Origin of the sequence: Lunatimonas lonarensis, assembly GCF_000390185.1 — a bacterium.
GTDB classification, from domain to species: domain Bacteria; phylum Bacteroidota; class Bacteroidia; order Cytophagales; family Cyclobacteriaceae; genus Lunatimonas; species Lunatimonas lonarensis.
This window is the reverse complement of the sequence record NZ_AQHR01000044.1, coordinates 57,231-78,156: the sequence shown is the minus strand read 5'-3', so window position 1 is coordinate 78,156 and position 20,926 is coordinate 57,231. Positions and strand designations below refer to the sequence as shown.

Here is a 20,926-nt window from a genome sequence, read left to right as displayed (position 1 = left end):
CATGAAAAAATACATAAGCACCCTCGCATTGGCCGCAGTTGCCTGGATGAATACGTCTTGCGAGGATTACTTGAGTGAACAGATGATTACCGGGGTTTCTGCCGGTTCCTTCTATACCACGGCTGCCGGGTTTGAGTCAGCCGTGAATGCCACCTATTCCGAGACTAAGTTTTTCTATGGGCCGGAGCGTGGGTTTTCCATGACGGTGTTTGGTACAGACGTGCATACCAATGGGGCGGACGGAAGTCACAAAATGCTCAATTTGTACGATGGAGGATTGAATCCGGCGCAGTCATTTGTTCGAGATACTTGGCGGGATTTTTACCGAGGTATCAATCAGGCCAACGCGACGATCAATCGATCGCAGAATATTCCGGGCCTATCCGAACAGCATAAAAATCTGCGTCTTGCGGAGGTTCGGTTTTTGAGGGCATTATATTATTTCAACTTGGTGAGATTTTATGGCGATATCCACCTTACCTTAGAGGAAACCCAAGGGGTTGAAATCACCGCAAACCGAACTCCTGCTGCCCAGGTTTATTCGGAAGCTATAATACCCGATTTGCAGTTTGCCATTGCCAACCTACCAAACTCCCAATCTGACTACGGAAGGGCGACCAAGCCGGCAGCAGAATTCTTGTTGGCGAAGGTGTACATGACCCGAGCCTACCAAAGCTATGGACAGGGAAATGCAGATGCGCAGGAGGCGGACAGATTGATGAGCAGTGTCATAAACAACTATAATTTTAGCCTACTGGCAGATATCACTGCTCTTTGGGACATCAATAATCAGCGGAATGCCGAGATTATCTGGAGTATCCAGAATAATAAGGCACAAGTCGATGAGCGTATAGATGGACAAGGTCATCGGGGACACCTGTACTTTCTGATGGAATACGATGTGTTGCCTGGCATGGCGAGGGATACGGAGAATGGTAGACCTTGGAAGCGATTCCGGCCCACCCCTTTCCACCTAGGGTTGTGGAACCGGGCCATCGATTCCCGCTATGATAAGACCTATAAGCATGCTTGGATTTCGAATAATGCAGGAAACATCCCGCGTTGGACAGCTCAGGATGCCGCAGCAGGCCATATTCCTTCCAACCTTGTCGGCGAACGGAAGTTTGTAGTGGGCGATACGGCTGTGTTTATCCCAGGCCCGGGCAAGGACGCCGAGTGGACGGCAGAGCGAAAAGCAAGAACACGGTATTTGGTCATCACCGACGATGTGTACGATGAGCGTTGGTATCCCACCCTTAACAAATGGATCGATCCTACCCGCCCCAACAGGCAACATGAAATGGGTCAACGCGATCATCCGCTGATGCGATTGGCAGACGCCTACCTCATTCGCGCCGAAGCTCGAATTATGCTGGGCAATACTACCGGTGCCGCAGAGGATATTAATGTAATCCGTAGAAGGGCAGCTTGGCCGGGAATGGAATCCCAAATGGAAATCACGCCTGCACAGGCTACCTTGGACTTTCTTTTGGATGAGCGAGGACGGGAACTGGATGGAGAAGGCCATCGATGGTTTGATCTAGTTAGAACCAAAAAGCTAGTGGAGAGGGTTCGTCTTCATAATGTGGAGGCAGGACCGAATATCCAAGAGTTTCATATTCTTCGGCCAATCCCACTTGAGCAGATTGACCGTACCGACGGTGGTTACCCCCAAAACTGTGGTTACCCCGGCGCAAATTGTTAAGCTGATTCGTAGGCATTTTAAAACCCCCAGGTCTTTGGCCCGGGGGTTTTTCGATTATAGCTGGCCAAATCTAGCAATTCAAGCCTACAATGTGTTTTTTTACTGGGCGATTTTTGTACCTTTAAAAGTACTCAGGTTAAAAACTCAAAAACCATTGGTAATATGTATACTAATTGTTGGTTGTCCTTCCTATTGGCTCTAGCGCTTTTTGCCTCTTGCTCGAATCCAACCTCCCAATCGAAGCAATCCAAAAAGGGGCCACCTAACGTGGTAATTATTTTTGCAGATGATTTAGGCTATGGAGACCTGTCCAGCTACGGCCATCCCAGTATTAAAACAAAGCATTTGGACCAAATGGTGGCTGAAGGTCAAAAGTGGACCAACTTTTATTCCGCTGCCAACGTATGTACGCCTTCCCGGGCGGCGCTTTTGACCGGGAGATATCCCATAAGAAACGGCATGTGCAGTGATGTTCGCCGGGTACTGTTCCCGAATTCCGCCGGAGGTCTGCCCCAAACCGAAAACACCATTGCCAGAATTCTAAAGCCAGCCGGATACGCAACGGCGGCAATAGGAAAATGGCATCTAGGCCATTTGGAGTCTTTCCTTCCCACCAGTCATGGGTTTGATTACTACTTTGGGATTCCCTACAGCAACGATATGGATGCGGTCAATGACCTTGACAGGCAGGAAAGATTTTGGAACGCCAAGATAGATTACTTCAATGTTCCCCTTATGCGCAACACAGAAATCATCGAAAGGCCGGCAGATCAGACTACCATCACCAAGCGGTATACGGAAGAGGCCATTGCATTTATGGATTCGCACAAGGAACAGCCGTTTTTTGTCTATTTGGCGCACAATCTGCCCCATGTGCCCCTGTTTGTATCCGAGGATTTTGTTGGAGTCAGTGACCGCGGGTTGTACGGGGATGTGGTGGAGGAAATTGATTGGGGCGTGGGGCAGATATTAGATTACCTGCGATCCAGCGGACTGGCAGAAAATACCCTGGTGGTATTTACCTCAGACAATGGCCCCTGGGTAGTTTACGATGATCATGGCGGAAGTGCAGGGTTGTTTTATGGAGCCAAAGGAACCAGTTACGAGGGAGGTGTGCGGGGACCGGCTATTTTCTGGTGGCCGGGAACGATACAGCCACGAATGGTGACGGGCATGGGCAGTACCTTGGATCTGTTGCCTACGGTTGCCTCGCTTGCCGATATTGTCTTGCCGGATGACCGGGTTTACGATGGATACGATTTGAGTGGATCATTGATTGAAGGATTGCCATCCCCGCGCGAGGAAATGTATTTTTACCATGGAACTCGGCTCTTTGGTGCCAGAAAGGGTGCTTACAAGGCCCATTATTACCAAAACAATCCCCGTGGTTATCCCGAGCGAATGGAGGTTTTGGATCAGCCTAAGTTGTACCAGGTACAGCATGACCCCGGAGAGCAATATGACCTTGCCGCTAAGCACCCGGAGATATTGGATGAGATAGCCGAGATGGTCGAAATACACCGTAGTAACCTAGTGCCCGCACCCACAAATCTTGAATCACGTCTCGATACCCCTTGACACGGGAACGGGATTGCAATATGTTGGGTAACAAACCTGATACTATCAGATTTAATTTGTTCTGGCATACCCGAGCTGCGTTTTGATGCTGGATTAATCCATTCGCTCCTAATAAAATCTCGTAACAAGGATATTTTTTTTATCACTGAAATTTTTTTTCAGTGAGTTGGGCCTTCTTTGAGTTATGGGAATAAAACGTTTTCTTAGGTTGATTTTTCGATTTCGGAACAAAATTCAATTTCTGGTATTGGTGTTGATCTTACATTCTAGGATGGTTATACATGCTTCATGGGATGATCTACGGGAAGCTTAGCGTTGCCGTATGGATTATTTTCTTCAGTCTATCGATTGTACTAAAGTTGTTCGCACTGTTCAGGTTTGGTCAGCCGAAGAAGGAAGGTGCCTCCGTAGACGATAACCATCACCTGTAGGAGGCAATACCGCGAAGGGAGTTTCACTCCCAATTTTTCAAGGTACTACCCATAGCATTGCTCAGTACAGGCAGGGAAATAGATGAACAAAGCCTCCCGGGCAATCCTCAAATTGTGGGCGTATTATTTGAATGACCTAAAAGACTTTCGTTGTCGAGCAGCTTTTTATTGCCAGCCCCTTATGGCATGTTGGTTTAGGTATTCATACAGCAGTCCGAGAACCGTCTCGTGGTCCATATCCAAAAATTCGTGTTCACGGTGATATGTATTGAAACCGATGATCCACTCGTCCAGTTCAGGTTCGCTAAGTTCGAAACGGACCATTAGAACCCGCTTTATGGAATCTGACCGAATGATCTCCAAATAGGGAGCTTGCCTAGCGGCTTTTTCCAAGGCCCGCTTGTACTGTCTTTTGTTTTTTTCTCTTTTGGAAAAATAAGAGATAGGGCCGTCTATGGTGAAGCCCGGCGTCATCTCTGTAAGTGACCCACTGTGGCCTGGCAGGATCGTTCCCGGACCCATTGGTTTTCTGTTCGGATCCTTGTCAAGGGAGACACCCGGGATATAGATAGATGGTCGTTCGCCGTAAACACTGACAGCAGGCAGTCCTACGGCATCAAAGATCATGGAAACCAATTGGTGAGATGTATCCTTAACCATCAAAACATGGGTGACATAGCCCTCTTTGCTAAAAACCACCGAATCCCCAGGTTCCACTTTTAAGCGGAAATAGCCTAAGTGACCACTGGTGAAAGTTGCGGCGGTCCGCATATTCTCCACCTTTAATCCCTGTAGGTAGGAATGATCGAATACATCTATGATATTCCCTGTCAACACTTGGCCCTGAACAGAAAAGGCAGTGATGGATAGTAAGGAAAAAAGTAGAATGGATTTCATAGACAAACAACGGGTTTACTGTGGGAAGCAACTTCCTTCTGAGGTCAAATGAAACATGCAACGACCCATTTTCTACACCACAAGGCTTTGACTGACCAAGGTACAGCCTGCCATTCATTTGTGAAAAATATCGGTGTTAATATATGCTAATAGGTCGTCGACCACAGAGGTAAGTCTAAGGCACCTTATCCAATCCGTTTTTGGAATAGCTGTAAAAAAAGCATCCAAAAAGACGACGAAGAAGTCTTTCTGGACGCTGCGAACGAAATGACATTGGTCTATGCTAAAACTTTTCTGGTTCGGACCAGTCGCTCCATTCTAGGTGTTGGTCGCGGTACCTTACCCGGAAGTAGCGTTCCGAAACAGGAGGCACCCGCAGGATCAGCTCATCCGTGAGATTGTCACAGGCCTGTTGGTTTACATTGTAGAAGTAGTCTTCGGCTTGTTTCCAACTTTCGTGAAGGATCTCGTGGAAATCCGGTGTTGCGGCAATCTGCCAATGGGAAGCGTAGTGAACGGCCCCGGAGCGCTTGCTGGCAAAGCCAGAGGCCTTTAAAATGAGCTGCCCGTCCACCCCATTTCCAAGTACGCCTTTGGTACTTGGCTGGTCGGGTCTGATCCCGTATCTCCAGACCGTTACCTGGTCGCTCAATTCGTTGTCTTTTGGGGTGTATTCATTTCCCCGGCTGATGCGCTTGAGGGTGAAGGAAGGGTTGTTCCTGTTTGGATCTACTTCGATGACCACAAACCCATACTCGGGCTGTGACACGCTGAATTCCGCGTAGTTGCGCTGTGCGTATTCGCCCCAGTAGTCAATTCGCCCGCTGGCCGATGCCACATTGACCCAAAGATGCCGGTAGTCCCGGGACTGCCCACGGGAATAGGCATGGGTGTGTCCGAACAAATGGGCGGAGGGTTTTCCCGACACTTCGGTAAATTTCTCCAATAGCTCGATGACCTGCTTGGTATATTCCAATTCGCCCACCAGCCAGAACTCTGTCTTGAAGGGGTGATGGATCTGCAAAAACACAAAATCTATGTGTGGATCGGAGGAGGTTTTTTCCAATACCTCCGTTAGCCAGTCGATTTGGTCTTTGATGCGATAGGGTGTGTTCGAATCCAATCCAATAACCCGGACGTTTGCATAGTCCGTATACCACCAATGGCCATCGTAGGCGGCATTTCCATTTTGGGGCAGGCGAAAGTAGTTGAAAAAGTAGTCAGAATTGTCTTCGTGGTTGCCTGTAACCGGGTAAACGGGTACATGGTTGAAAAGAGGAGCCGTTGGCCGGAAGAAATGCTGAGGCCATTGTTCGTAGATTTTTCCCCTGGCTACCAAGTCACCGGTTACCAAAATCATGGCAACCTCGTTATTCAACGGCGTATCGGGGCCGGTATTGAAATAATTCAGGATTCCATTGTTTACGGTTTCTTCGAGTTTGTCAGGTAAGCCGGCATCTATCTGTGAGTCGCTGAACACCACTAGCCGAAAAGGTACGAGCGGATCTGTTTTGGGGTCTGGGGGAGTTGTAAACTGGTATATGGGAGATGTAAACCCTCCTGTTTTTACACGGTAAAAGTACCGGGTGTTGCTGCGTAGCCCTCCCAGTGAAACCTGATGCAATTTTGAGTTTTCATAAGCGACTTGGGTAGTATGGCCTACCGATCGCATGCCCAGCTTATCACTTGTTCCATATTCCACGAGGCTCTCGTTTTCGGAATCGGTCTCCCAAAACACATGGATGGAATTTGGCCCCGCGTTTTGCAGGTAAGGTTGCACCACAACTTGTTGTCCGATTGACGGGGCAGACAGAGTAAAGGTACATGCTATCAGGAGGGCGATGGCTGCGGTCTTGAATTGGGTTTCTGTAGTGATTTTCATTGTGTTTTTTTAGGATATACGCTGATACCACTGTAACTGACCATATCTTCAGTAAGGGTTTTCCGAAACGGATTTGGGTGAAAACTTGTAGGATTTGGGAGTTCTGCTGATTTTGATGAACCCCTTACGCCTCTAATCTCGTGATTTTTTGATAACTTCATTCTGCTAAATAGTTATTTCTTTTTTGAAGCAAATTGACACCGAAATGCACCAATCTGTTTTTGACGAATTTAAGACATCACACCACAAGGAAATGGCTCTCCTTGAGAAATTGGCGTTGGATATGCGATGGTCCTGGAACCATGAGGCAGATACGATCTGGCGGCAGATTGATCCATCCCTTTGGAGAATGACCAAAAATCCCTGGATGGTGTTGCAGCGGGTTTCTGTCGAGCGATTGGCGTATGTTTTTTCCCAACCCCATTTTTTGGCCCAACTGGATGAAATCAATCAGCGTAGAGAAGAGGCCCAGTCAAAAATCTCGTGGTTCAAACAAGTCCATCCTGACTCGGCGTTAAAACGGGTGGCCTATTTTAGCATGGAGTTTATGCTGGACGAAGCTTTGCCGATTTACGTCGGCGGGCTCGGCAATGTGGCGGGAGACCAGTTGAAAGCTGCTAGCGAATTGGGGGTGCCCGTTACGGGCGTGGGTCTTTTTTACCAGCAGGGCTATTTTCGGCAGGAAATCGACCGGCATGGCAATCAGCTGGTTCGGCAACCCTACAACGAACCGGGTCAAATGCCGGTATCTCCATTGCGAAATGCGAATGGAGAGTGGCTTCGGGTACCGGTTCGCTTTGGTGGATTTACGATTTGGCTGAAATGTTGGGTGGTAATCGCCGGTAGGGTCCGGTTATACCTTTTGGATAGCAATGACCCTGCAAACCTTCCGGTGCACCGTACGATAACGAATGAGATATACAGCGGAGGGCCGGAGCATCGAATCAAGCAGGAACTGATCTTAGGTGTCGGCGGGTGGCGAATGCTTCAGGCACTTGGTGAAATCCCAGAGGTATGCCACCTAAACGAGGGCCACGCTGCTTTTTTGGTTCTGGAGCGGGCCAATTGGTACAAGGAAACCTATGGCGTGTCTTTTTGGGAAGCGTTGGAGCTGACCCGGCCGGGTAATGTGTTTACGACCCACACGGCTGTTCCAGCTGGTTTTGACCGTTTTGATAGATCTCTCATAACCCACTATTTGGGTGACTATGCCGAAAAGGAACTGCATATTTCCGCAGACTCCCTGATGAACTTGGGAAAATTAAATCCCGGTGATTCATCCGAGCTCTTTAACATGGCATTCTTGGCAATCAGGGGAAGTGGAGGGATCAACGGAGTCAGCAAGCTCCACGGGGAGGTCAGTCGTGCACTGTTTTCACCGCTCTTTCCCAGATGGCCCTTGGCGGAAGTCCCCATAGGCCATGTTACCAACGGTGTGCACATGGCCTCATGGGATGGGAAATTTTCAGATCGCCTGTGGACTGAGGCGTGTGGTAAGGATCGGTGGCGGGGTGACTTGGAGACGGTTTCCTCAAATTTGGCGAAAGTTCCCTCCGTGGATCTGTGGAACATGCGGAACGAGGCAAGGGCGCACCTGGTTAATTTTGCCAGAAGGCATATGGCAAACCAGTATCGGCTGTCAGGCCAGGAGCAATTGGCATGTGATGCAGAAAAGATGTTCTCCAAGGATGCACTTACCTTGGGTTTTGCCAGAAGGTTTGTTGCGTATAAGAGAAGTAGTCTGCTGCTGATGAAAAGGGAGCGTCTTGCTGCATTGCTCCGAAATACCGATCGCCCGGTTCAACTGATGCTCGCCGGAAAGGCCGGTCCCGGGGATCAGGTAGGACTATCCTTTATCCGTCAATGGATGGATTTCATCAATGAGTACGGATTGCACCACCGGATAGCCTTTTTGAGCGACTATGATATGGCGGTTGCCAAGCAGCTTGTGCGAGGGGTAGATGTTTGGCTAAACACTCCCAAGCGCCCTTGGGAAGCATCCGGCACCAGTGGGATGAAAGTTCTGGTAAATGGTGGCTTAAACCTCTCCACGTTGGATGGGTGGTGGGCCGAAGCCTATGAGTCCCGTTTTGGGTGGGCACTGGGAGATCAGGAGAACCACGAACAGGATCCCTATTGGGACGAGAAGGAAGCAGAGGAATTGATCAGCCTGCTCGAAAATCAGGTCGTACCTTCGTTTTACGAAAGAAATGCGGCAGGCGTGCCGGAACGGTGGACGGAGAAAATAAGGCATAGCATGGCCGAACTTACCCCTCGATTTTCGGCCAATAGAGCTGTTCGGGAGTACACCGAAGCCTATTACATTCCCGCAGCCAGTCGTTACGTAGAGAGGGCCCTTCAAAATGGGGAGCGTTCGGAAGCTTTTTTACAAGATCGTTTTAAGCTTATCGCGGATTGGGGAAACATACGGTTTGGGGGGCAGGTATGGATCGCTGAGGCCAATCAGGTAGAGGTAAGTCTGGAGGTCTGGTTGGGTGATATGAACCCGGATTGGATCGAATTCCAATTGTTTGCAGACCCATCCGGGCAATTCGGGTCGGAGATACATGAATTTGGCCTGACCCATTATGAGGCAAAGACGGAAAATACCCATTATGGAATCCGGATTGATACGCCGAGACCAAGAGAGCATTATTCGATACGTATGCTGCCCAAGTTAGCCGGTTTGAACTGTCCGTTGGAATTGCCGCTGATCCGGTGGTGGGAATAATCTGGCTCTATGGTGGTGTGGAGAAAGATCTAAGCCTTCGCTTAAAGCGTTGCCTCCAGCACCTCATCTGTCCATTTCTTTCTCTTTCAGAAATAGATTTGGTGATCTTCTAATATACCGAGTAAACTGCGGAAAATTTTGGATTAATTTAGATATATTTTTGAGAAAAGCAAAAAATAAAATAGATAATCGAGTCGTTTTTTACGTTAGCCTTTCATACCAACGGAGTGCATTTGTCCGATAGATTTTGTCCACCACGGTACGTGGGAGCTTCATCCCTTTAAACGTTCCCGTTACCTTCGGTACCTGCATTGTCTCGTCGGTGACAAAAAAACGCCAATGGCGCAGCCAGATTTCATGGGCATGTGTCATGATTTCTGATTTTGTTTGGAGACCTTTTGCCAAGATATCTGAGGCACTACTTCTAAGATCTGTTCCATAGAGGATCCTGTCCTGGTAGGCGATGAGGAAATCGTGTACCCGCTGCCAATCAGATACCGCCTGATGCTGGAGATGGGAGATACGCTCGGCTAGGTCTACGGCCAAATTGGGGTATTTATCCAGGCGCTTGGCCAGCTCGTCTACGTTCCATTCGAGGCTGCCCAAATGAGCGCCAATAAAAATCAGGTCGGGGTTTTCCTCTAAAAGCCGATCACGGGCAGCGATCTGCTGATCATAATCCGGGTATTCGGGATGCAGGTACATGTGGTATTCAGGGTTTTCCCCAAAATAATCCCTATCTCCCTGCACCGTCATTTGTTCTAGGGGAAGCCAGGTGTTTTTGGGCTCGCCCAAATGTCCAAGAAGGGGAACCTTACGGTCAGTGAGAAATTCCACGATTGGTTTAAAGGCCGCATGGTCTATCATCACAAAATTCCCATCCTTGTCCCTAAGTTCCATGCCAACATTTTTCCAGACCTTTACCCCTATGGCCCCGCTTGCGATGGTCTTTTCAAGGTAGGCGATGCACTTTTCCGCCCAGCCCGGTAGATGAAAGCCCTCTATGGAAAAGGTGGTAATGAAATAAACCCTACCTTCAAAGGATGGGATGATGCGCAACGAAAAGTCATCCTGCAGCTGTGGGGATCGGGTAGGGGAGGTGTATACGCTTACATTGACCAACCGAAAGTTATCACGGATCGCTTGTTCGGCAAAAAGCGTATCAAAATCCTCCCACATGTGCATATGGGCATCGATTTTTTCCACGTTGCGAAAATCTTCCAAAGAATAGAATGGATTTGTCATAGTGGTATATCAGGCAATGTAGGACATAGAGAGAGGACTATACGTTCGGTAACGGTTCGCTTTTTTTGTTAAAAAAGGGAATTGATTTTATTCTGCCACTCGTCTTCAAATACTACTTGAAATTCAAAATCGTGGTCTGGAAATTCGTCAAAGAGTTCTTTCCAAGCTTTCTTTGCTCCTAATTCGTTGCAAAGTGCAAATACGTCTTGTTTGTATTTGGTGTCCTCATTTTTGAGGTGAATGCCTTTTGTTTCCAAAACATACACGGTTCCGTAATCGTCTTTTTCTTCTTGCTTGTCTGCTGCAAGAAAGTCAGGGTAGATTTTATTTCGTTTCCAACCTTGTATATGATAATCTTGTCTGCTCATATTGCGATACCACCACAATAGTTTTTCCTGTTCGTCAAGGTAAATGGCAACTGATTTTTCAAGGTCGTTTATGTTTTCTTCGGGAACATAGTCAAACAATGATTTTTGAATGGGTGTGTTGTCGTTACGCACCAATTGTTTGTTGCTCTTTACTTTTATTCTTGATGGCAATTCAAAACCTCCTCTGTCTGTAATCAGGAAGAAGCATAATTTTTTGTCGGCAACCATTTTTCTAAAAACCTGTTCAGATAAACGGTTTCGCTCTTTCTCTAAAATCTTTTTGAGTTCTTCAATGATGAAAACGAAATTGGCTGCAACTGTTTCACGCTTGTATTTACCCAAAAGTAGTTGAATCGCTTTTTCTCCGATTTGGAAACAATGCCAAGGGTTCGGAATAATTTCCGTTATCTGTCTTGTTAGAAATACTTCGTCTATTTCTAATGTGCCTGATTTTTCCGCTCTGCCTGTTTCTTTTAGTAACTCCTTTTCTTCATCACTCAATCCTAAGGCGATTTCCTGTTCTTGGTTTCGCTTATTTTGGAGAGAAAGATTTTTGATTTCATCAATGTTGATGCTTTCCCAATCTATTTCGCTGAGAATATCAATTTCAAAATTCATATCTCGCCAACTTTCCTTTTCCTGAATGACAAATTTTGGCAGATAGATTTTACCTTCAAACTTTTTAAAGCCCGAACGATATTGCATTACACGGTCTTTTAAACCGCCCGTGTCTGTTCCTGCCTCATCACTTACAATTCTGCCTGCAATGTCGCCCAATCCTTCATCCTCCAAACCTTTTTTAATGTCGCTTACCAAAGATTTTGCATTTTGGCGGAATGTGTAAACATAACACTCGTCCAAATCTGTGATTTTGGTTTTACGTGCAAAGGGCTGCCTTAAAATTCTTCCGACCAACTGCGTGATGCCTGTTGCAGATGATGGATTGGTAAGCACTGTAAGCACATAAGCAAAAGAACAATCCCAACCCTCTTGCAACGCTTGTTTGGTTATGATATAGCGTATTTCACAATCATTGGCGAATAAGTCTATGCCTTCAATGTCGTCTTTCTCGCTTGATTTTATGGCAATATGGCTTTCTGGAACATTGCATTTTTTGATTAAATATTCTTTGGCATCTTCTGCGTGAATGTATTTTTTATCTTTTTGGTCTTTCCCTGTTCTTTCAACTTGTATCAAGCAAATCGGACGGATATATTCACCTGTGTTTCCTTCGTATTCTTTGGCTTTCTTCTCTAAATCGTTTTGTTTTTCAAAACTTGCCAACAAAGTGTCTTGCCAATCCAAACTGGTTTTGTTAGTCAGGTGAATGTCCAACTTTATCATTTCTTCTTCGTGCAGTTCCCGACCTGTAATTTTCACCAACTCATTGCTGTTGGGTGGTGGTGTTGCCGATAATTCAAGAATAAAGGAAGGATTGAAATTGCGTATGGTATTTCGTGCGTTTTCTCCATAGGCACGGTGTCCTTCATCAATTACCACAAGCGGACGTAAAACCTTTAAAGTGTTTCCAAGCGAAGTTTTTATTTGTGTTCCGAACACTTCCATTTCAGTAGTGAAGCAATCCAAATTCGGAATCAATTCTTTTAACTTCTTGTGTCCTTCAAAATCATCTTCACGAGGGAAAAAGTCGGTAAATCCGCCTTGGTCTCTGAAAACCTTTAATGTTTCTTTGTTTTGACGATTAGCAGATGGAAGCATTAACATCAGCACAACCAAATTTTCTTCCACATCAAGGCGATTGAACATTTCTGTTTTTTCCTTGATTAGCGTTCTGCCACCGCTCGAAATATCTAATACCTGACGGTATGGATGCTCTCTATTTTTAAGAGCCGCTTTAGTTTGTCGGTAAATTTGCGTGGATGGCACAACCCACAAAATCAATCCTGTTTGCTTGTTGAGATAGGTTTTTTGGATATTGTCAATAGCGTGACAAGCCACCAAGGTTTTTCCGCCACCTGTGGGAACTTTCAAATAAATATCGGGCAATGGTTCATCTAATCCATTGGTTTTGGAATGATAAATGGAACGTCCTGTTGCCTTTTCCCAAGCCTCTTTCGGGAAATTAATATGCTTTGCCAAATGCGGTTTGAGCTCAGCAATTTCCTCAAACTCTTTTTTAGCATCAGCTAAAGCACTCAAATATTCTTTGAGTTCCTTTAAAACCTTTTCCTGATAGTGCTTTAGTCTCATCTTTGTATTCTATAAATTTCGTAAGGCAACTGACAAAAATCAATTCGGTATTCCAAACAAGTATGGTCGTCCACATATTTGCAAGGTGCAAAGACTAATCGCTGTTTGCTTTTAAATGGTGGTAAATTTCTGCAACCTTCTAAGGTTAGTGCGTTTCTTTTCAACCATTCAATATCTGGTTTGTAGATTAAGTAAACTTCGTAGGTTTTACTTTCCCCTATAAACCCGGTAGCTTCATTAAGTACAGATTCGTTAAATTCTTCGCCTGTGGCAGTGTAGAAAAGGTATCGGGCAAATTCTGTGTAGGTCGGTAAATTTTTACCTCTTAACAAACTTTCCATTTCGATAGTGTCGCCTAATTCAAAGTAACTGAACGAACCGCCAGTTCCTTTTTTGAGTAATTCACTTTTTGCAGTCTTCACTCCTTTGATTACTCTACGAACCCTCTCGGCAGTGATTGAGTCTGCATAATCTTCCATTTCAACTAAGATAAATTTTCGCTTGCCACCGTCCTCTTTATTGAGTTCCAATACAGCGTGGGCAGTAGTCGCGGAACCAGCGAAACTGTCAAGTATTATTGAATCGGGATTAGTAGCGAGTTGTAAAATTCGTTTTATAAATTTTACTGGTTTCGGTGTTTTAAATTGCTCAGAGGTTGTTTTTTCAGGAAATAAATTATTCTGCTCGTATTTGGCTTGTCTATTATGACCTGTTTCTTCAATGTCGTGCCACAAATTTGAAGGTGCTAATCCTCCTTGGTCTTCTAAATATGTTTTCTTAATAATTCGGCTTTCATCTTCTGAAAAAATGATTTCACCAGTGTCAATCATCTCCTGCATCGTTTCTTCTTTCCATCTCCAGCCATTAGCTGGAGGAGAAATGGTTTTTCCACTGGGTGTTTTTAAGTCATACCTAAGATTTTCCCTTGGGTTTGGCGATGAAACATTGCCTGCAAACCAAGGCCCTCTAGGGTCATTATCTGGATTTTTGTAATGTTGATTATTCTTATCTGTCCGTTCCAAACGATTCGGCAACCATTCTAAAGATTTACTATAAACAAGTGTAGAGTTATAATCATTTGAAAACGTCTTTGCATCATTATTCGATGAGTCACCCGAACGCCAAGCTATATCTACTACAAAGTTTTCTTCTCCAAATATTTCATCACAAAGCATTCTTAATCTATGCTGTTCATTATCGTCAATGGAAATGATAATCACACCATCTTCACTCAATAATTCACGAAGCAACTTCAATCTAGGCATCATCATACAAAGCCATTTATCATGCTTTGTCATATCTTCTTTGTCAACTACTTTACCAAGCCACTCTTGTATCATTGGACTGTTCACATTGTCATTATACACCCATTTCTCATTTCCTGTGTTGTAAGGCGGGTCTATGTAAATGCACTTTACTTTCCCTGAATAAGTTGGAAGTAATGCCTTCAATGCTTTCAGGTTATCACCTTGAATAATCAGGTTATCGTGTAAGGAAACGGTGCCTGTCCCGCCATAAGCGGGATCGGTCAAACTAAATTCTTTTTTTGGCACCAATTGGTGATACTTCACCGCCAAATGGTGGTTCTGCACAAAAGTTTTTCCTTTGAAATGGAGTGTTGGCATATCTTAATTCTCTTTTAACTTTTTAATTAACTCTTTTAGGTTTGTCGTTATTGAAGCTACAACTTGCTTGCTCATTCCTTTGGCTAATTCCGTCTCTAGTGCATTATGAAAAAATGTTATTGCTTCGGTAACCTTTTTTTCTTTAAATAGAATTCTGAATGAACGAATTGAAATATAAAAGGACTGAAAATTTTCCTTTACAATATCATTTTGAAAAAAAGAATCATCTTGGTTTAAAGTAGTGCTTAATTGGTTTTCAATTAATTCAAGCTGTTCGATAAAAAAATTTAAACGATTCTTAATAAACTCCATACTCTTTGAATCGAGTGTTTTCAATTTGCTAAGAGCAGCAGTTGTATTAGTTAATTTTTCTAATGATTCAACTTTGTTTTTCGCCTCTAAAGCTGATGATTTCGCTTCTTTTGCAGCATTTTCAGCAGTTGTTGCACTTTCTTTACTTTCTATACTTAGTCTTAAAGCGTCAGTTGCATTTTTCTTTGCCTCTTTTGTTTCAGAATCAAGTCCTGAAAAATCTTTTTCAAATTTTTCTAATTTATCCGAAGCCTCCTTAATCCCCTTTTTGGCAATTTCAGAGTTATCAAATGCTTCTTTTGCTTCTTTCTTTGCATCATTTAGCTTTCCATCAAATGCTTTATCTATATCTATTTTTGCAGCAATATTTAAAACCACAGGAATTAAAGCTGCCAAAATTGTTAAGATTCCAATCCACCAAGTTGCAAGAGTATTTAATCTATTTATATCGTTGTTCACTTCTTGTTTAGCTTCAGAGATTGTGGAACTTACTCTGTTTTCAAGAAATTCCATATGCTTCTTGATGTTCTCTAAATTTTCTGGTGTGAGAGTTAAATTACCGAGAGAATCCTTCTTTTCAGGATAAACAATAAATGGCGTGTAATCAACCTTTTCAATACTTTTTTCCTTTATAATGTCTTGATACTTTTGTTCAATTATGTAGTTTTTACTTGAGAAGTAGTAAAACATAAAAGCAATACCTACTGTCAACAAAACAGTCCAACCAAGAATTATATTTTTCCATTTATTGCTCATCTTAATGCTTCAAAAATAGTTTGTGGTAATTCAATCGGAATCCTAAATAAAAGTTCTTTGTAATCTTCCTTCTCTTCTGCTTCGTAGTATGGAAATAACTTTGCGAAAGCTACTTTAGGAAGATTATTTTCAATAATTGTGTTATTTGCACAATCAAAAATTAACTCATCGTGAGTAAGTAAGATTAATTGTAATGGCTGATTTGGTGTATATTCTTTGAATATTTCAAATAAATGTCTGATAAATCTTTCTATGGTAGTTCTATTCATAAAGTCACTAGCATAAAAAATATCATCAAGGATAAGAGGCAAATTTATTCCTGTCTTAATTCTTGATGCAATTGCAATGCTAATACCGACCATTGCAGAAAACATTCGGTAATGAAAGGTATTGAAATATTTATTTGGCGAAAGTGATTCTTCATTGGAGTTGCCATTATTTCGTGTAATTTTTGCAACTATAATTTCAGAGAGAATTTCACCCGTATCTTCATCGGCAATTGGTTTTTTATCAATTAAAAATGTTGCTTCTCTATACTCTTCTTTAAAATATTCTTTCAGTATAGTTTCAGTAATAGTTTTAATGGGAGTGAAAGCTGTATTTACTTCTTTATTTTTTACTTCTTCTAAAATCTTTTGATAAGCTATTACTTCATCACGAATAATTTGGAATGATTCAATTAATACCGAATTGCTCTCAATTTCCCTTTCAATTGATTTTATTCTTGTCTTTGCGTTGTTAATTTGAACTTCAATATCAGCTATTTCCTTTTTTAGAAAACTTATTTTTTCAATCAACGTGATTTGTTGTGATTTTTCAGAAAGCTTCTTTTCTACTTCATTTATTTTATCCAATCTAAATTTTATAAACTGTTCTATTTTTGAAATGAACGCATTTAGTTCTTCATTAATAAACTGAGTATTTGATTCTTCAAAGTGTTTTAATCGTGAAAATTTTTCGTCTTGATTTTCAGTTAATCCTCCACTTAACTGTTTTGCTCCATTGAAAAAATCATTGGCAGTATATTTTGATGAATAACTTAAGAATTGCAATTCGCCCTGCGATAGTTCAGCAAATTCTTCAAATTCTTTGATTGAGTCAATTTCTGAATTTATCCCAATTTCAATTCTGTCAATTTGTGATAATAAATTCGAAATTGAACCATTGATTTCGTTTGACTTTAAAAATAGATTTTGCTTTATTTCACCAATATCTTTGATTTCTGTAATTCTCTTGCTTACATAGTCTTTTAATTCAGTTGGTGCTTTATTTGATGAATTACAAAAAGGGCAGTTGTTATACTTGTCAACTAATTCTAAACCAAATTTCAGAAATTCATATTCATTTTGACCTCTTTGATGAATTCCGGTGGAATTGTATTGAGCAAATATTTGAGCATATTCCTCAAATGATTTAGTAAACTGATCAGGACTAAATTCAATTGAATAATTTTTCAGCTTTAGTCTAGATAAAATTTCTGCTATTTGTTTTATTTTCTCATCTTCCTTCGGGCTTCCTTTTTGTTTTTCTAAATCTTCAATTGTTTGTTTTTTTTCAATTTGACTTTTTTCCCAATTAACTATGCTTTCAATTAGTGTTTTACTTTCTTTTTGTAACGCAGAATTATTTCTTTTTTCTTTATCTCTTCGGTATTGAATAAATGATAGTAGGTTTCTATTTAAATTTAAAAGCTCTGTCAAACCTATGCTTTCAGCGACTAAGTGATGGAAAGATTGATTGTCGTCAGTTCCATAATTTAGTTGACCATTTGAATAAATATCAAAGTCACTGATAAAATGCGTGTGAGGATTAAGTTGCTTTCTTATTTTTTCAGGAAAATATTCCTCCTGAATGCTGATATTCTGTTTTACTGTTTCTAAAACGCAATCTGATTCAGAAAAGTCATTATTAAATCTTTTAAGGTATTCGATGAATCTTTTATCATTATCAATATACTTTTCACTACTTCGAAGTTCAGCTTCACCAACTCTTCTGCATATTGTGTATTCAACAGCATCATAAATTGAAGATTTACCAACACCATTAGTTCCCAAAATCACCATACTAACTGGGTCATCATCTTCAGTTAAATCAATGCCATATGGTTTTTTGGATTCAGGAATCCCTCTAATATTAGAAATTTTTATCTTTTTAATTCTGTAGTCTCCTCTATATTTATCAAGCAAATCAATTTCTTCGCCTTCAATCTCAAATTTTTTTCGTGGTTTTGATTTGTAGGAATTATAAAGAGGTGATATAATTTCAAAGAACTTATCCTTCTTGGTGATATCTAAATTGGGATGCTCAGCAAGAACCAATGAAATAGTATTCTTCTCCATTTCTGGCAGATTTGCTATTTCTTTTAGTAAGGTATTGAAGCTCTTAATCATTTTTTCTGTTTCTGATATTTTACTTTTTCCTCTGCCACTTGCAAAGCTTTCAAAGCCACATCTTCGTCCGCAACCTCATACACTAACTTGTCAGACAGCCAAGAAACTAGCAAGTCGGTTTCTTTAATCTTAAAAAACTCGGCAAGTTTTATCACCTGTTCACGGCTTGCATTGCGTTGTCCTCTTTCAATTTTGCTTAAAATTGCTTGGTCAATGTCTAGGTATGCCGCAACTGTCCGTAAGGGCAATTCCTTGTCTTCCCGTAGTTTTCTTATCGTTTCGCCTAAGCTGTCCATTTTGAACCAGTTTGTTTTGAAGGATTTTGTCAAATCTACCTTTTTTTGGAAAAAATTCCAATACTGAAGGCCGGTTGCTGGAGATAATTGATTCCTGGATAGGTGGCTTCTCCCTAGGTGGCATCCCACCCGAATGGCTTTGTTTTATAGGCCGGGTTGGAATGCGTTTTTCACAGATGAAACCAGTATAGCCTATTTCATTTACGGGTTTTTTTACCGGATTCATGATTCGGCAGCAACCTTCGCACACTTTTGCCCATGGCGTTTCTCAAAATTGACTATTTTTACTGCCTAGACTATGACACCCATGAATAAGGCCAGAACTTTTCTTTTTTTCATTGCTATCCAATGCATTATATCCTGCCAAACACGGGAGACACAGGAGGTTGAGATCCAAATCTATCCGAAAGGAAGCTTTGGGTACGATGTGGATTTTCTCGCCGGCGTAGATGATAGCTTTTTAGTGTTGTCACGGGGGATGTCCTCTGTTCTCGTATCTCCGAGGTTTCAGGGCAAGGTGTTTACCAGTACAGCCGCGGGTATGGAAGGGAACAGCTATGGTTGGATGAACTATGACGCGATAGGTTCCGGTCAGCATTCCCCCCACATCAATGCCTACGGAGGAGAGGACAGGTTGTGGCTTGGACCGGAGGGTGGTCCTTTTTCCATCTTCTTTCCCCCCGGATCGGACATGGTTTTTGACAATTGGCAGACCCCCGCAGGTATAGACAGTGAGTCGTGGGATTTGGCCATGTCTTCAGACGATCGGGTTTCGATGACCAAATCAATTATATTGACCAATTATGCAGGTACGGCCTTTCACGTAAAGTTGGATAGGGCAATACGTATCATAGGCTCCGATCTGCTGGAAGAGGAATTTGGATTTAGGATTCCCACGGACTTGGAAATGGTTGCATTTGAATCGGTAAACGGGATCACCAATGAGGGGGAGTCCCCATGGGGAAGGGATGAGGGAACGGTGTGTTTGTGGGTGTTGGGCATGTTTAATCCATCTGACAAACTTACCATCATTATCCCCTACCAAGAGGGTCCGGAGGCTGATTTGGGCCCGATAGCGACAACGGATTATTTTGGCGAAATTCCAGGTGACCGGATAAAAATGGACAATGGCTTACTGTTCTTCAAAGGAGATGGGGGCTATCGTAGCAAGCTGGGGCTTTCACCGGACCGTGCGAAATCCCTTATGGGTAGTTTTGATTCGGAACGCAAGGTATTGACCTTGGTGACTTACAATAAACCGTCTGATCCGCTTCCTTATCTCAATCAGGTTTGGGGTCTACAGGATTTTCCGTTTCAGGGTGACGCGGTTAATTCCTACAATGACGGGCCCTTGGAGGACGGTACGCAGATGGGGCCATTTTATGAACTGGAGACGGTGTCTCCGGCGGCATTTCTCGCCCCGGGGGAGCGTTTGGAGCATGTGCACCGTACCTATCATTTTGAAGGCTCCGAAGCCCAGATGAGTGCTTTGTTGGCGGAGATTTTTGGCATCAGCTTAGAGACTCTTAACGACATATTCTAAAGGAAAGGAAATTCAATAGATCCGCTTTCAGTCTATTTTCCGGCTGTGTTGTCATTCTTTTGAATGTGGTTGGTTATGGTCAATCGGAGTTTTTGAAGTAGTTTTTGTGGAACTAAATGTTAGATTTAATAAAAAAATAATTTTACTTTTTGGATTGTTCAGATTAAATATTTGATATTTGACTAAGTTAGCAAAATTAATTTCCGGGACGGGTTATTGGAAGTTCTTGTCAAATGATATACTTTAGATGCAATCCTTCGATTTGGGTCTTTGGAGCCAACGTTATGTTGGTATTTATTTTGGAAAAAAACCGGTTAAATTAAAACGTGGGTTTTCTTGATAGAAATAGTGAGCGAGATCTGATGATCAGTCTCCGACAGGGGGACATAAAGGCATTCGATGAGTTGTATCATCGGTATGCGAAGAAATCAATGGGTTTTGCGTTGAGATTTTTTGCTGACAGGTATGTTGCGGAAGAGGCAGTCCAGGAAATTTTCATCCGAATTTGGGAAAAGCGCAGGGAGTTGGATGAAAGTAAATCCTTTAAAAGTTACCTTTTTCAGGCTGTGAAGTTTTACATGTTCAATTTTATCCGGGATCGGAAAGGTGCCCTTTCCTTTGATGAGGTTTCTGAGGAGACTTTTCAGATGGGGAATTCAGTTGAAGAAGACTTGCATTACAAAGAGATGGAAGCTGCCGCAATGCAGTTGATAACCCGGCTGCCAACGGTTCAGCAACAAGTCTTTCGCATGAATAAACTGGAGGGGTTGACTATTCAGGAGATTGCGAGTAGGATGAACCTGTCGAAACGTACCATAGAGCACCATATTTACCTAGCCACAAAGACGGTAAAGTCAAAACTTCGGTACCACATGTCAGTCTCTGCCATGATCTTTTGGGGGCTGTTTTTTTAGGGTAGTAGGGGTATTGCCCTGCTCTGGTTTTATCATACTTTC

At 42.8% G+C, this 20,926-nt stretch carries 13 protein-coding genes; 5 read left to right on the top strand and 8 right to left on the bottom strand.

The features are described from left to right. Position 1 precedes the first annotated feature (1 nt). Entirely contained in the window at positions 2-1,705 is a 1,704-nt protein-coding gene (locus tag ADIS_RS06895) for a RagB/SusD family nutrient uptake outer membrane protein (RefSeq protein WP_010853667.1), read from the top strand. A gap of 162 nt (positions 1,706-1,867) precedes the next feature. Continuing rightward, positions 1,868-3,283 (top strand): sulfatase family protein, encoded by a 1,416-nt coding sequence (locus tag ADIS_RS06890; protein ID WP_081634881.1) that lies wholly within the window; start codon positions 1,868-1,870, stop codon positions 3,281-3,283. A gap of 596 nt (positions 3,284-3,879) precedes the next feature. Here the strand turns inward: ADIS_RS06890 and ADIS_RS06885 are convergent. Both ADIS_RS06885 and ADIS_RS06880 read right to left on the bottom strand, forming a co-directional pair. After that, the gene (locus ADIS_RS06885) at positions 3,880-4,611 is read right to left on the bottom strand and encodes a hypothetical protein (protein WP_010853664.1); all 732 of its coding nucleotides are present in this window, start codon (positions 4,609-4,611) and stop codon (positions 3,880-3,882) included. A 283-nt stretch (positions 4,612-4,894) separates the two neighbouring features. Further along, positions 4,895-6,493 (bottom strand): fibronectin type III domain-containing protein, encoded by a 1,599-nt coding sequence (locus ADIS_RS06880; protein WP_010853663.1) that lies wholly within the window; start codon positions 6,491-6,493, stop codon positions 4,895-4,897. 205 nt (positions 6,494-6,698) lie between these two features. On the opposite strand from ADIS_RS06880, the gene glgP reads away from it, so the two are divergent. After that, a complete protein-coding gene (gene glgP, locus ADIS_RS06875) occupies positions 6,699-9,224 on the top strand; it encodes an alpha-glucan family phosphorylase (protein ID WP_010853662.1) in 2,526 nt (841 codons plus the stop codon). A 201-nt stretch (positions 9,225-9,425) separates the two neighbouring features. Here the strand turns inward: glgP and ADIS_RS06870 are convergent, their stop codons facing one another. From ADIS_RS06870 to ADIS_RS06845, 6 genes are all read right to left on the bottom strand, one after another. Further along, on the bottom strand, positions 9,426-10,469 hold the full coding sequence (locus tag ADIS_RS06870) for an amidohydrolase family protein (protein ID WP_035805007.1): 1,044 nt from the start codon (positions 10,467-10,469) through the stop codon (positions 9,426-9,428). A gap of 68 nt (positions 10,470-10,537) precedes the next feature. Then, positions 10,538-13,048, bottom strand: coding sequence for a DEAD/DEAH box helicase (locus ADIS_RS06865; RefSeq protein ID WP_010853660.1), 2,511 nt, complete (start codon positions 13,046-13,048; stop codon positions 10,538-10,540). Continuing rightward, the gene (locus tag ADIS_RS06860) at positions 13,045-14,673 is read right to left on the bottom strand and encodes a site-specific DNA-methyltransferase (RefSeq protein WP_010853659.1); all 1,629 of its coding nucleotides are present in this window, start codon (positions 14,671-14,673) and stop codon (positions 13,045-13,047) included. The genes ADIS_RS06865 and ADIS_RS06860 overlap by 4 nt, the downstream gene beginning before the upstream one ends. Positions 14,674-14,676: 3 nt before the next feature. Continuing rightward, positions 14,677-15,741 (bottom strand): hypothetical protein, encoded by a 1,065-nt coding sequence (locus ADIS_RS06855; protein WP_010853658.1) that lies wholly within the window; start codon positions 15,739-15,741, stop codon positions 14,677-14,679. Next, a complete protein-coding gene (locus ADIS_RS06850; RefSeq protein WP_010853657.1) occupies positions 15,738-18,131 on the bottom strand; it encodes an AAA family ATPase in 2,394 nt (797 codons plus the stop codon). Before ADIS_RS06850 ends, ADIS_RS06855 begins: the two co-directional genes overlap by 4 nt. Then, complete coding sequence (locus ADIS_RS06845; RefSeq protein ID WP_238325399.1) at positions 18,128-18,460, bottom strand: helix-turn-helix domain-containing protein; 333 nt, start codon at positions 18,458-18,460, stop codon at positions 18,128-18,130. The genes ADIS_RS06850 and ADIS_RS06845 overlap by 4 nt, the downstream gene beginning before the upstream one ends. 274 nt (positions 18,461-18,734) lie before the next feature. On the opposite strand from ADIS_RS06845, the gene ADIS_RS06840 reads away from it, so the two are divergent. After that, positions 18,735-19,970, top strand: coding sequence for a DUF6786 family protein (locus tag ADIS_RS06840; protein WP_051113280.1), 1,236 nt, complete (start codon positions 18,735-18,737; stop codon positions 19,968-19,970). 326 nt (positions 19,971-20,296) lie between these two features. Next, positions 20,297-20,884: an RNA polymerase sigma-70 factor gene (locus ADIS_RS06835; protein WP_035805001.1), complete on the top strand. Its 588-nt coding sequence runs from the start codon at positions 20,297-20,299 to the stop codon at positions 20,882-20,884. Positions 20,885-20,926 lie beyond the last annotated feature (42 nt).

What these genes read in the sequence shown, in the direction of transcription:
- ADIS_RS06885 (WP_010853664.1), bottom strand. Translation starts at nt 4,611, where the DNA reads ATGAAATCCATTCTACTTTTTTCCTTACTATCCATCACTGCCTTTTCT.
- ADIS_RS06895 (WP_010853667.1), top strand. Translation starts at nt 2, where the DNA reads ATGAAAAAATACATAAGCACCCTCGCATTGGCCGCAGTTGCCTGGATG.
- ADIS_RS06890 (WP_081634881.1), top strand. Translation starts at nt 1,868, where the DNA reads ATGTATACTAATTGTTGGTTGTCCTTCCTATTGGCTCTAGCGCTTTTT.
- ADIS_RS06855 (WP_010853658.1), bottom strand. Translation starts at nt 15,741, where the DNA reads ATGAGCAATAAATGGAAAAATATAATTCTTGGTTGGACTGTTTTGTTG.
- glgP (WP_010853662.1), top strand. Translation starts at nt 6,699, where the DNA reads ATGCACCAATCTGTTTTTGACGAATTTAAGACATCACACCACAAGGAA.
- ADIS_RS06860 (WP_010853659.1), bottom strand. Translation starts at nt 14,673, where the DNA reads ATGCCAACACTCCATTTCAAAGGAAAAACTTTTGTGCAGAACCACCAT.
- ADIS_RS06850 (WP_010853657.1), bottom strand. Translation starts at nt 18,131, where the DNA reads ATGATTAAGAGCTTCAATACCTTACTAAAAGAAATAGCAAATCTGCCA.
- ADIS_RS06870 (WP_035805007.1), bottom strand. Translation starts at nt 10,469, where the DNA reads ATGACAAATCCATTCTATTCTTTGGAAGATTTTCGCAACGTGGAAAAA.
- ADIS_RS06840 (WP_051113280.1), top strand. Translation starts at nt 18,735, where the DNA reads ATGAATAAGGCCAGAACTTTTCTTTTTTTCATTGCTATCCAATGCATT.
- ADIS_RS06865 (WP_010853660.1), bottom strand. Translation starts at nt 13,048, where the DNA reads ATGAGACTAAAGCACTATCAGGAAAAGGTTTTAAAGGAACTCAAAGAA.
- ADIS_RS06880 (WP_010853663.1), bottom strand. Translation starts at nt 6,493, where the DNA reads ATGAAAATCACTACAGAAACCCAATTCAAGACCGCAGCCATCGCCCTC.